This is a genomic window from Sphingobacterium sp. WM, assembly GCF_029542465.1.
Taxonomy (GTDB): domain Bacteria; phylum Bacteroidota; class Bacteroidia; order Sphingobacteriales; family Sphingobacteriaceae; genus Sphingobacterium; species Sphingobacterium cellulitidis.
This window is the reverse complement of the sequence record NZ_CP120709.1, coordinates 2610409-2622990: the sequence shown is the minus strand read 5'-3', so window position 1 is coordinate 2622990 and position 12582 is coordinate 2610409. Positions and strand designations below refer to the sequence as shown.

At 39.5% G+C, this 12582-nt stretch carries 9 protein-coding genes; 3 read left to right on the top strand and 6 right to left on the bottom strand.

Going from position 1 to position 12582, the window contains the following annotated elements; translation table 11 throughout:
- Nucleotides 1–318: 318 nt before the first annotated feature.
- Together PZ892_RS11190 and PZ892_RS11185 are read right to left on the bottom strand one after the other, a co-directional pair.
- Complete coding sequence (locus tag PZ892_RS11190) at nt 319–1266, bottom strand: IS3 family transposase (protein WP_094258931.1); 948 nt, start codon at nt 1264–1266, stop codon at nt 319–321.
- On the bottom strand, nt 1263–1640 hold the full coding sequence (locus PZ892_RS11185; protein ID WP_094258930.1) for a hypothetical protein: 378 nt from the start codon (nt 1638–1640) through the stop codon (nt 1263–1265). Before PZ892_RS11185 ends, PZ892_RS11190 begins: the two co-directional genes overlap by 4 nt.
- Before the next feature lie 200 nt (nt 1641–1840).
- Between PZ892_RS11185 and PZ892_RS11180 the strand changes: the two genes are divergently transcribed.
- Entirely contained in the window at nt 1841–4171 is a 2331-nt protein-coding gene (locus PZ892_RS11180) for a prolyl oligopeptidase family serine peptidase (protein ID WP_277711243.1), read from the top strand.
- 452 nt (nt 4172–4623) lie between these two features.
- Complete coding sequence (locus PZ892_RS11175; RefSeq protein WP_277711242.1) at nt 4624–4803, top strand: hypothetical protein; 180 nt, start codon at nt 4624–4626, stop codon at nt 4801–4803.
- Nucleotides 4804–4806: 3 nt separating this feature from the next.
- On the opposite strand, the gene smc is transcribed toward PZ892_RS11175, so the two are convergent.
- The 4 genes from smc to PZ892_RS11155 all read right to left on the bottom strand — a co-directional run bounded on the left by smc (nt 4807) and on the right by PZ892_RS11155 (nt 10467).
- Entirely contained in the window at nt 4807–8352 is a 3546-nt protein-coding gene (smc, locus tag PZ892_RS11170) for a chromosome segregation protein SMC (protein ID WP_277711241.1), read from the bottom strand.
- A gap of 97 nt (nt 8353–8449) precedes the next feature.
- On the bottom strand, nt 8450–8923 hold the full coding sequence (locus PZ892_RS11165; RefSeq protein WP_277711240.1) for a DUF6882 domain-containing protein: 474 nt from the start codon (nt 8921–8923) through the stop codon (nt 8450–8452).
- 100 nt (nt 8924–9023) lie between these two features.
- Nucleotides 9024–9665, bottom strand: coding sequence for a DUF4397 domain-containing protein (locus tag PZ892_RS11160; RefSeq protein WP_277711239.1), 642 nt, complete (start codon nt 9663–9665; stop codon nt 9024–9026).
- Nucleotides 9666–9897: 232 nt separating this feature from the next.
- Entirely contained in the window at nt 9898–10467 is a 570-nt protein-coding gene (locus tag PZ892_RS11155; RefSeq protein WP_277711238.1) for a suppressor of fused domain protein, read from the bottom strand.
- Between the two features lie 146 nt (nt 10468–10613).
- On the opposite strand from PZ892_RS11155, the gene htpG reads away from it, so the two are divergent.
- Complete coding sequence (htpG, locus tag PZ892_RS11150) at nt 10614–12503, top strand: molecular chaperone HtpG (protein WP_277711237.1); 1890 nt, start codon at nt 10614–10616, stop codon at nt 12501–12503.
- Nucleotides 12504–12582: the final 79 nt, after the last annotated feature.

Sequence of the window (12582 nt, the reverse complement as noted above, 5' to 3'; positions counted from 1 at the left end):
GGCGCTTTTTTTTATGTCTAATTTATGGTCAGATTTATAGGGCTCATTTTACCCTTCTTCGGGTAATATTTTGGTCTAATTACATGTTCTAGCGGAATGCTTTCGGATTTCCCTCGGATTTCCTTCGGACCTCCGTCGCAAAAATTCGAACAAAATCCGAAGGAGGTCCGAAGAAGGTCCGGAGAAAGTCCCCATAAACTGCAATCTTGACTTGAATTTGGAGTTTATTTTTTCTGAATTTCAAGGCTCTGTCTTGTACTGAAATAGGTTGACAAAAAGCGAAGGGTTTACTCAATAGATTTTACAAATATATTTCTTTTACTTAATATGGTTGTCGTCAACGATTTCCATCCTGATAGAGGTTGTCAATCTGTCTGGCTCATCCATGCTGGTTCGTCGAAACACTTTTGAGGGTGTTTCTTCCTTCCATCCCTGATGAGCCTCCTGTGGGGACAACATATCGCAGGACATATGTGGCCTAAAGTTGTTGTATATATCAACCGCCCTGACCAACTGTGCCAGCGCCCTGCCATAGTCGGGAAAGGTCTCCGCCATGCGGTATTCGTGCTTCAATATCCCATTGAGCCTCTCGGCCACGGCATTGTCGTACGGACTTCCGGATTCCGTCATGCTGATTGCTATTCCGTTGTCCTGAAGCACCTTAACGTAGCTTGAGCTGCAGTACTGGATACCCCTGTCCGAGTGGTGGGTCAGCTCTCGTTCTGGATACATCCTGCCCGATATGGCCATCCTTAGGGCCGCGATGCAGGCCTGCGAGGTCGGTCTATGGCTGAGCCTGTAGCCCACGATCTTCCGTGAGAAAGCGTCCGTTATCAGGCACAGGTAGATCCATTTCCCCTTGATGCGCACATAGGTGATGTCGCTGACCCAGAGCTGCTCGGCACGCGAAGGATGGCTCCTTTTGACCAGGTCCGGCCATTTCTTGAACCTGTGATTGGACTGCGTGGTGACCGCATACCTACGCTTGCACCTGACCAACAGGTCGTTCTCCCTGAGCAGCCTAAAGAAGCTGTCCCTGCCCAGGCCCTTCATGCTGGAGCCCATCTCCCTGCTCAGGATGCTGCGCAGCTTCAGGGCTCCCATCCGGTGGGAGTCCTGCCGTATCTCGCGTACCCGGCTCAATATCAGGTCGCTGCGAACCTGCGTCTCCTGCTTGTTGCCCAGGTACTTGTAATAGGATTGTCGTGTTTTGCCAAATAGCCCACAGAGCGAGGATATGGAAGTGTTCCGGTAGGTCGCTTTCATTTCTTGGACGATTTGGCACCAGGCTTTTTTCCGAAGTCCTCCCCATAGAACTCCTGGGCCTTCTTGATCAGCATCTCAAGGGCAGTGATCTTCAGGTTCGCCTCATCAAGGCCGTCCTGGAGCTCTTTTGCGCTCTTGCCCGATAGGTCCGCAGTGCTGACTCCTTCGGGGATCTCAAGGTTCAGCTCGCTCTCCCATTGCTGGTACCATTTCAAAAAATATCGGGGAGTGTCCACCGAAGGAAGGTTATACTTCTGGGATAGCTGGGAAAAGCTCAACTTGCCCTCTAAATACTCCCGTGCTACGAGGATCTTGAAGCTCTCACTGTAAACTGCCTGTCCTCCTGATTTGCGTTTGATCTCTGGTTTTTTCATAACATTTAAATTTAACTTTTAATGTTCGCTTTTTGTAAACCAAATTCAGGAATGGACACTCAACGGCAAGCCCATCAAAACTCCCTTTTTTCTTGAGTTGGTTGAATTATTTAGCCAATAAAACGTAAAATATAGCTGACAAAATGGGTTATTCCTAAGGATTCTCGTATACTTGCCCTATAAACAATAATCAATTATTCATGAATAAGATTAACCTAATTATTTCTTGTTTGGTTTTAGGTTCTATGGGGAGCAGTTACGCTCAGTTAGCACCTCTAACAGTCGATAAAATAATGCGCGATCCCAAATGGATGGGAACTTCTCCTTCAAATTACCGCTGGTCAGAAAATAGTAAATACCTGTTTTTTGATTGGAATCCAGAAAGCAAGGATAAAAGCCAAGTTTATCGTCTTGATATTGCCTCCAAGAAATATGAATTGAGTTCGGATAGCATTGCAAGATTGGAAGCTGTACCTGATTATATCTACAATCAGGATAAAAGCCTGGCTTTGTTCGAGCGTGATGGTGATTTATTCGTTAAATCTAAGAATAAGGTTAATCGCCTGACAGAAACCGTTGAACGTGAAAACCCACTTTCCTTCCTGATAAATAATGAAATTGTATTCCAACGGAACGATAATGTTTATGTGATGGATTTAGGTTCGAACCAAGTTCGGCAACTGACGAATTTTCAAAGGGGATCAAAACCAGCTGGAGAACAGAAATTGAGTGCTCAGGATGAGTGGTTGAAAAAGGATCAGGAGCAACTTTTTGAGGTCTTTAAAGAAGAAGATCGTTTAAAGGATAAATCGAAAAGAAAAGAATCGAAAAAGCCTTTATACTTAGGAGATTCATTTTTGGGAGGATTATCCGTAAGTCCAGATGGAAAATTTGTTACCTATCGTTTGATTACTCCAGCAAAAGGAAATCGGAATACCATTGTTCCTGATTTTATTACACGGTCGGGTTATGTGGAAGATCTGAATATGCGTACGAAAGTTGGGAGCGCATTGACCCAATATAAAACCTTTATTTATAAAGTCCTTCAGGATACGGCCTTAGAGGTGAAATCTTCTACCATTCCAGGAATCAAGGATCTGCCTGCTTATTTGAGTGATTATCCTGAGCGCTTGGCTGAATTACAAAAAGCAAATAATGACCGGAATATAAGCTGGGGAATTGGATCCTGGTCGCCTGATGCCAAATATGCCGTTATCACTGCCAAAGCGCAGGACAATAAGGATTTTTGGATTCTAAAAGTAAATCCTGAGGACGCGAGTTTGGTTCAATTGGATAGGCAGCATGATGATGCTTGGATATCTGGTCCAGGAATTGGCCGCGATGTGAAGTGGTTGAATAATCATACTTTCTATTTCAATTCCGAGGCTACAGGATATTCGCATTTGTACAGCTATGATCTGAACAACAACAATAAAAAACAATTGACCGAAGGCAACTGGGAGGTGCAATCCGTAGAACTATCGAAAGATGGCAAGACATTTTACATCTCCGGAAATAAGGAACACCCTGGTATAACCCATTTTTATAGTCTGCCCGTTCAAGGGGGGGATTTGCAACAAATTACATCCATGAAGGGTGGGAATGAGGTGACACTATCTCCGGATGAGAAATGGTTGGCGATTAATCATTCTACGATGAATACTCCTTGGGAGCTTTATTTACAGAATAACAAGGCGCAATCCAAAGCGAATCAGATCACCAAGTCAACGTCTGCGGAGTTTGAGAGTTATGCTTGGCGGGAGCCGGATATGATCAAGTTCCAAAATCGCCATGGAGATGATGTTTATGCGCGCGTCTATCCAGCGAAGAATCCACATCCGAATAAACCAGCGGTAGTATTTGTTCATGGAGCTGGCTATTTGCAGAATGTGCATTATTGGTGGAGCCAGTATTTCAGGGAATATATGTTCAATAATATGTTGGCAGATAATGGCTATACCGTAATTGATATTGACTATACTGCAAGTTCGGGTTACGGAAGAAATCACAGAACCGGAATTTACAGACATATGGGGGGCAAGGATTTAACCGACCAAGTGGATGGAGTGAAGTACCTGGTAGACCATTATGGAGTTAATCCTGCAAATGTAGGGCTATATGGAGGCTCCTACGGAGGTTTTATTACTTTGATGGGCTTGTTTACCGAACCAGATGCATTTAAGTCTGGAGCGGCTCTAAGATCCGTAACCGATTGGGCACACTATAACCATGGCTATACAGCCAATATCCTGAACACCCCAGTTGAAGATCCAATTGCCTTCAAAAGAAGTTCGCCAATTTACTTTGCAGATAAGCTGAAGGGTAATCTTTTGATGCTCCATGGAATGGTTGATGTCAATGTTCAATTCCAAGATATCGTACGATTAAATCAACGCTTGATCGAACTCGGAAAAGAAAACTGGGAACTCGCAGTTTACCCCGTAGAAGACCATGGCTTTGTCCAACCAAGCAGCTGGACCGATGAGTATAAAAGGATTTTTAAATTGTTTGAAAATACGCTTAAGAAGTAAGGGGGGGATTCGTTTCAAGCACACCGTAAGGCACCGTATGGGGGCGTATGCGATACGCCCGTACAATGGGTTTCAATTATTCGATAGCGTATTGAGAAGATTTGTTTGGGGGGCGTATGCGATACGCCCGTACAATGGGTTTCAATTATTCGATAGCGTATTGAGAAGATTTGTTTGGAGGGCGTATGCGATACGCCCGTACAATAGGTTTCATTTATTCGCTATGCAATCCGCTTTGAATTTACAAACCCCGTAGGGGTGACATATTTGTAGCAAGAATCATTTACCCACGTACAGCCCCATAGGGGCGGCATATCTGTAAGGCCTATGCGATACGCCCGTACAGTGCATTTCAAAAAAAAGATTCTTCGGCATTGCCGATGAATCTTTTTCCTTATTCTCTTATAAATCCTTATCTTTCAATAAGCTATTAACCAATTAATTACTTTGTTATGAACTATAATCGTCTCTTGCTGCTGATTATTTCATTAACTGCGGCAGTAACCATGTTTTATTTTTTATTTGGATCCAATCAAGCAAATAAGGACATTGGCTATTTTGCGTTGCTCATCCTTCTTGCTACCAATGCTATTTATTTTCTTTTTTCCAAAGATTGGCAAAAAAGAGAGTAGGTGTTAGGCAACATCTCTTAGATCCACTGCTACCACTCGTGATACGCCTTGTTCTACCATAGTCACACCGTAGATGATATCGGTGCTGGCAATCGTACGTTTATTGTGTGAAACCACAATAAACTGAGATTGGTTGGAGAATTCGCGGATGATATTGTTGAATTTATCAATGTTTGTGTCATCCAATGGTGCATCTACCTCATCGAAAATACAGAACGGTGCTGGCTTTAAGAGGTAAAGTGAGAACAATAGGGCAGTGGAGGTCAATGTTTTCTCACCACCTGACAATTGGTTGATGGATAAAGGACGTTTTCCCTTAGGTCTAGCAATAATGTCAATATCTGATTCCAAAGGATTGTTCGGATCACTCAGCACGATGTCACATGAATCTTCTTCATTGAAAAGCGAACGGAATACCTTGATAAAGTTTTCACGAACCGTAGTGAAGGCATGCATGAACTTATCATTTGCCGATTGGTCGATTTCATGAATGGTACTCATCAAGGAAGCCTTGGCTTCCATAAGGTCTGTTTTCTCTTTTTGGATAAATCCATGGCGCTCATCCATCTCATCGTAGGCTTCCTTCGCCATCGGGTTGATGCTGCCATAATCATCCAATTGTTTCTTGAGCTTTCTGCAAGCAGTCTCCAAATCTGGCATGGATGGTCTTTCCTCCGGAATTTCCCCTTCCAATAAGTCTTGAAGCTCAATGTTGAATTCTACAGACAACCTTTCCTTCAACGCATTCAAATCAATTTGAAGCGAGGTTTTCTTATCTTTTAATTGAGAAATCAAGGAGTCTGAAATGTCCTTGGATTTACGGAGTTGATTGATTTCGTCTTCCAGTTCGTTGATTATTTTTCTGGATTTAAAGAAATTCTCTTCAACCTCCTGTAATCCTTTTTCCAATAAATCCTTCTGCTCATACATGGCACCTAAATCGGTGTCATTGTCATCCACAAAGCTCAACGCCTCCTTAAGTTGAGATTTTACCTGTTCAAATTCCAAGGTAAACTTCTCAATTCTTTCCGCGAAGTTATCTCGTTGGCTTTCCCTAAACTCCAAATCCCTTTGAATGCTGTTTACCTTGTTCTGTTGCTGATGGAACTTAATATTTTCTTGGTTGAAAATAGATGATTTTTCGGTCAAGACCTCTGTTAGGTCATGATATTTATCTTCTAATTCACTTAATACCGATTGATTTTCAGTTGCGGTTTCCTTGAATTTTTGCAATTCAGGCTCAGAAGTCTTCAACTGCGCAAGGATGTTCGCAACCTTAGCCTCAATATCTTGCTTTCTAGTCTGACTGCTATTGATAAAGGTCTGGTATTGCTCTTGCTTCGTTTTTACAGAGGTTAATTCATTGTTTAAACGGTTCAATTGCATTCTTTGCTCATCGATAAATTCTTTTTGAGAACTACCCTTGAGACTTATCAATTTGCTGTTTAATTCCTCTTGAGATTCCTGGATGCGGTCAATTTGTTCATTAAGATCCTTAATTTCCTTTTCCAGGATTTCTAAATTCTTCGCTCTACCAATACGTTTTCCTTCAAACAGGCCTACCGAACCACCACTTATTCCTAATTTATTCTTGGCATATTTTCCTTCTTTTTGAAGGATAACCATGTCATCGGAAGGAAGGTCAGACTCCAAGTCAATATTGGATTCGGAATCTAATAGGTAGACATCTTTCAGAAGGTTGTGGCAAAGGTTTTTGTATTTATCATCTACGGTGATGATCTCCATTGCTGGAATCAATCCTTGGATAGAGGTGGCTGTTGTATTATTTATTGATTCATCTTTAATAGCCTCTAATACAAAGAAGTTAGCACGTCCTCTTGAAGCATCACTTAATAGTTTTATGGCTTGAACCGCGTCTTCTTTTGATTCTACCACATAATGGTTCATGATAGGTTCAAGGAAGTTTTCCACGGCTACCCGGTAATCTTCCTTACAGAAAAGGATATCTGAAAACAGAGGTGGGTTTTTCTTCCAGCCGGCATGTTTTCTTAAGAATTTAATGGATTCAGGGAACCCTTCCAGATTATCGACCAGGGATTTGGTAAGGTTATATTCGTTTTGCTTAGAATCGACAGACCGAGCTTTTCTGCTGAGGTCATCCGCAGCATCCCTAAGTTTGGAATCACATTCATTAATCTGTCTTTGGATTTCCTCCTCGGTTCGCATGGACTCATCAAATTGATCCTGTTGAATAGCAACCCGTTCTTCCAGTTCAGCAACTGTTTTATTGAATTGATTTAGTTCCAATTCCTTGGATTCAGTATCATGGCTCGTCCTTAGGGATTCTTGCTCCAGAGCTTCTTTTTGAATGGCTAGGACTGCAAGTTCTTTTTCAAGTGCATAAATCTGACTTTGTAAAGATTGGCTATTTCTGGAAAACTCATCCAGTTTAGTTTTTGCAGAAACTTGTTGTGCTCTCAGTTCTTCAACTTCTAGCTTATTGCCATCTAGACCCTGTTTTACAATATCAAGGCTATTTTGCTCCTCAAATAACTCCTCATTTAATCTTTTGATTTGATATTCAACATGATTAAGTTGTTGTTTATCATTTTGAAGGTCATTATTTAATCGAGTTTCCTTTTCCTGCAAATGCAGTAACTGCGCATTTTTTATTTTTTTCTCAGATTCATAAGACCTGATTTTATTGATGTATTCCTGGGTAGCTTTTTGTTGAGCAGAAAGGTTCTGTTCCTTCGAAAGAATTTCTGTTTTGGACTCCTGAAGGACTTTTTCCTTCGCTTCCAAGGATGAAAGAACATTCTTTAGCTTTTCTTGTTGATCAGCCTCCTGGTCAGTAATTCTTTCTAAATCGGTTTGAAAGCCTTCCAGCTTGTAATAGGCAAGACCAATGCTGGCTTCTTTATACTCATCCTTCAGTTTAAAGTATTTCTCTGCCTTTTTAGCTTGATTTTCAAGTGATTTTAAGTTCTTGTTAATCTCAAAAAGGAGGTCATCCACTCTAGAAAGATCAGATTCGGTATCCTTTAATTTTGCTAAGGTCTGTTTTTTACGAACTTTATATTTGGATATCCCTGAAGCTTCTTCAAATAGGTTTCTTCTGGAATTATCCTTATTGGCGATGATCTCATCGATCATTTTTAATTCAATGATCGAATAAGTATCTGTACCGATTCCAGTATCGAGGAATAAGTCAGTGATATCTTTCAATCTACATTTAACATCATTCAAGCGATATTCCGATTCACCGGTTCTAAAGAGTTTTCTTGTGATTGTAACAGTAGCAAACTCAGTAGGTAGGATGTTCTTGGTATTGTCAAAGGTTAAGGAGACTTCGGCAAGATTTGCGGCTTTACGGTTTTTAGTGCCGTTAAAGATGATATTCTCCATTTTATCAGAGCGAAGGTTCTTGGTGCTTTGTTCACCTAGTACCCAACGCATTGCATCAACAACATTAGATTTTCCACATCCATTGGGACCAACGATGGCAGTAACCCCCTCATTAAAATTAATGGTTACTTTATCACCGAAACTTTTAAAACCTCTTATCTCTAATTTTGTTAGTTGCATTAGCTCTTCTACGTAAAAAATGTGTGCGAAATTAAGGAATTTCAACAATGATTGAAACACCTTTAATTGGAAGCTTTATGATATAAATTTAGGAACTCTAAGCTAGTACTTCCTTAAAATAAACAAATTGAGCTTCATCTTCTTTTAGGATTCTAAAGATACCTTTGGAAACACGGAGGTACCCAGATATGGCGGTCAGTGCCCATGCGATCGGGGTTGTAATTTCCAGTTGTGCGCTTGTCAAATAGCCGAAATCGTAGAATTCACCATAATTTTTAATAATCTCCAATTCTTCTATTTCTTTAGGGCTTATATTGGGATTATCCCATCTCCAGGTCCAAATGGATTGATCAGCGTTTAAAGAACCTACAATCTGAAACGAAAGATTTAAGGAAGAATTGTCTTCATGCGAGAAGGTAATGGTATTATTATCCCAATCGACAGTATAGTTGGAGAAATGGCCGAATGCATACTCATCCTCCAACAATTCCTGTTGGTCAGTAATGTATTCGTGGGCTTTCGCATGTAATACACGAAAGGACTCATCGATTTTGGGTTTCTCAAGGCTCATAGGTCATAAATATAGCAAAACCTTAAAAATTAGAAAAGCCCAAATAAATGGGCCTTTCTGTTTTTATGGATGTATTGTAAAGCTGCCTATGTGTAAAGTGTTAATCTGTAATGTCATAAACACTGTAAGTCAATTCTAAAGGAAATGTACTTTTACCCTTATTTCCAATAAGCATAAAGTTATAGTGTTTATTGTGTTCAAGATTAATTTCGTCAATTTTAGCAAGGACATTTCCTTGTTCATCTACGGCTGTCACAGTGGTTTTACCTGTTGTTGCTTCTCTAAAAATTTGTGTTTGTGCTAGGGTAGAAGGGTTTTCTTGAACCCGATTGCTAGTACCTGTGATTTCTTGCGTACCTACTTTAAAGTTTACTTTCCCAACTTGGTTAGCCAAATGAAAGAATCTAACTCCAGTTTTGTTCTCTGGATTTTTTATTTCCACATCGGGTACACGAATAAATTTAGGTTTCTCCTTAGTTCCAAATACCATACAGCTATAGAAAACAGAGTCAGTAAATGTTAAAGTCGTATCGATAATAGGTTGATTAGTCATCCTATCGACAACTTGGATCTTTTTATTTCCGGGAATAGCAAAGAACATTGAAATTCCTTTGTAGTTAGGGTTAGCTGGATTTAGAATGTTACCATTAACGGCGTATATTACTCCTGCCTCTCCCGGGAAAAAATTAAATAAGGAAACTGCCGGGTAATTCAAATCAGGAAAATCATCGTTATCTTTCAAACAACTAGTTAAAGTAAGGAAACTTAATAAGATGACTATTAATAAGCTATGTTTTTTCATTTGTTCAGTAAATTCTTTTTTGAGTAATAATTTGTGAACGTTCAATAAAAAAACGGGAAAGATTCAGCTTATGCTACAATGTGGCAAAAAATATTTTTATTATTAGCGTATTGGCCTTAGAATAAGCCAAAAATGAAAGAAATTTTAAAGAAATAATTCGAAAAGAAAAGGTTTAAATAGCCTTTCTTTTAGGATTTAATTTTTCTTTTGCCAATCGTTTGATGAATTCTTCCAGTCCAATTTTTTGAATAGTAAAAACCTCATGTTCATATATTGGAAGCAGCTCTACCAATTGAACCGAGGAATTTTTTCTGGCATCGGGAATCCGATCCTGCAAGAGATTGGTATCTGCAGGAATCACGACAAAAGCGTTTAATTCAGATTCAGCACTTATTTTTTGTCCTAGGCGGATGATTTCACCTTGATTAAATGGGCAATCTCCTCGTAAATGATTTGCTAAATATCCAATAACATGCGCCCAAGCCATATCCTGAGAGTTTATCTGCAGGTAGATTTCAATCCTATTATGTTGGTCAGGATGGTTGGCAAAGGATACGCCATAGGATAAACTTATCAAAGGATGCTCCTCAGATTTAGGAAAAACCAAAGTATAGACAAAAGGGAGACCTTTTTTGACACTTTTTTCCCGAAAGACCTGTGATTTTTCTTGAAGAATGTTTTCAAGTTGGCTACGATAATGTTCCAATGGGGACTTAAGAAAATCTGGTTTTTTTAAAATCATCTGAAGAAATATCCTGTTTTTTATGGCAAAAGTAGGGAATTGTGTAAAAATTTCAGAATTAGCTGTCAAAATGACTTAAAAATAACATTGGAATATAAGTTGATTAGCATTGGATACATAAATCTTAAAAATAAAAAATCAAACATATGCAAGAAGAGAAAGGTACTATTTCAATTCATACCGAGAATATTTTTCCGGTTATTAAGAAGTTTTTATACTCCGATAATGAAATATTTTTACGTGAGTTAGTATCGAATGCGGTAGATGCATCCCAAAAGATCAAGCGATTGGCGTCCTTAGGGCAATATAACGGTGAAGTTGGGGATTTGACCATCCAAGTTAAACTGGATGAGGCGGCAAAAACGATTACCATATCAGATAACGGTATTGGTATGACTGCTGAAGAAATAAAGAAATACATTAATCAAATCGCATTTTCAGGCGCTACTGAATTTATGGAGAAATTCAAGGAAGCAAATGATGCCAATGAAATCATTGGTCGATTTGGTCTAGGATTCTATTCTGCCTTTATGGTTGCAGACCAGGTGGAAATTGATTCCCTTTCCTTCCAAGAAGGTGCTGAACCTGCACATTGGCTGTGTGATGGTTCTACATCCTATGAAATCTCCGCTGGTACAAGAACAACTAGAGGTACCGATGTAATCCTTCATATCAATGAAGAATCATTGGAATTCCTTCAAAAAAATAGAATTCAACAAATCCTGAATAAATATTGTAAGTTTTTACCAGTTCCAATTCAGTTCGGAACAAAAACAGAATCTGAACCTGATGGGGAAGATGCTGAAGGTAAACCACAGTATAAGTCTGTTGAAGTTCCTAATATCATCAATAATACTCAACCAGCTTGGACGAAATCACCTTCGGAATTAACGGATGAAGATTACCTGAAGTTCTATCATGAACTATATCCGCATTCCATGGATGAACCATTATTCTGGATTCACCTGAATGTTGATTATCCATTTAACCTGACAGGTATTCTTTATTTTCCTAAAATTAAGAATGAACTGGAAATCCAACGTAATAAGATTCAATTATACTCGAGACAAGTGTTTATTACCGATGAGGTGAAAGACATTGTTCCTGAATTTTTGATGCTATTACAAGGTGTTATTGATTCACCAGATATTCCATTGAACGTTTCCCGCTCTTTCCTACAGGCTGATAGTAATGTGAAGAAAATCAATAATTACATCACCAAGAAGGTTGCTGACAAGTTAAATGAGATTTTTAAATCTGACCGTAAAGGATTTGAAGAGAAATGGGCTGACATCAATCTGTTCATCAAATACGGAATGTTGAGTGATGAGAAATTTGCTGAAAAAGCAAAGGATTTCTGCTTGCTACAGAATGTAAACAACGATTATTACACTTTCAAAGAATATTATGAGAAAGTGAAAGACATTCAAGTTGACAAAGATGGTAATATCGTTTACCTATATACCCAAGATAAGGCGCAACAGGATGGTTATATTTCTGCCGCTTTAGCGAAAGGGTACGATGTGCTTAACTTCCAAGGTCCTTTGGATACCCACTTTGCGGGATATGTAGAGCAGCATGGAGGTGAGAAAATCCAGATGAAGCGTGTGGATTCCGATGTTATCGATAAGTTGATTCCAAAAGATGAACAGATAGAACAAACATTATCTGAGGATGAAAGCAAAAAAGCGACTGGAATATTCGAGAAAGCAATCTCACGTCCTGATATGAAGGTGGAAGTTGATGCCCTAAATGCGAATGATCTTCCAGTTTCCGTTACGATGGATGAGTTTATGCGCAGGATGAAAGATATGGCGAAAACCGGTGGCGGTATGGGCTTCTATGGAACATTGCCTGATAATTATAAAGTTACAGTCAATGGTAACCACCCCCTTGTTAAACGCATCGTAGAATCGAATGAAGATGAGGCTGAAAAATTAGCAAAACAAGCTTTTGATTTGGCATTGTTGTCCAGAGGATTATTAACAGGCGCTGAATTGACGGCATTCGTGAAAAGAAGTGTGGATCTTATTTAGTATTTAGTATAGAGTATTTAGACCTATGGCTGAATAGAAATAGATTCTTCGCTACGCTCAGAAAGACAGAATAAATGTA

Coding starts and splice junctions, on each gene's coding strand:
- PZ892_RS11190 (WP_094258931.1), bottom strand. CDS start 1,266: ATGAAAGCGACCTACCGGAACACTTCCATATCCTCGCTCTGTGGGCTA.
- PZ892_RS11185 (WP_094258930.1), bottom strand. CDS start 1,640: ATGAAAAAACCAGAGATCAAACGCAAATCAGGAGGACAGGCAGTTTAC.
- PZ892_RS11180 (WP_277711243.1), top strand. CDS start 1,841: ATGAATAAGATTAACCTAATTATTTCTTGTTTGGTTTTAGGTTCTATG.
- PZ892_RS11175 (WP_277711242.1), top strand. CDS start 4,624: ATGAACTATAATCGTCTCTTGCTGCTGATTATTTCATTAACTGCGGCA.
- smc (WP_277711241.1), bottom strand. CDS start 8,352: ATGCAACTAACAAAATTAGAGATAAGAGGTTTTAAAAGTTTCGGTGAT.
- PZ892_RS11165 (WP_277711240.1), bottom strand. CDS start 8,923: ATGAGCCTTGAGAAACCCAAAATCGATGAGTCCTTTCGTGTATTACAT.
- PZ892_RS11155 (WP_277711238.1), bottom strand. CDS start 10,467: ATGATTTTAAAAAAACCAGATTTTCTTAAGTCCCCATTGGAACATTAT.
- htpG (WP_277711237.1), top strand. CDS start 10,614: ATGCAAGAAGAGAAAGGTACTATTTCAATTCATACCGAGAATATTTTT.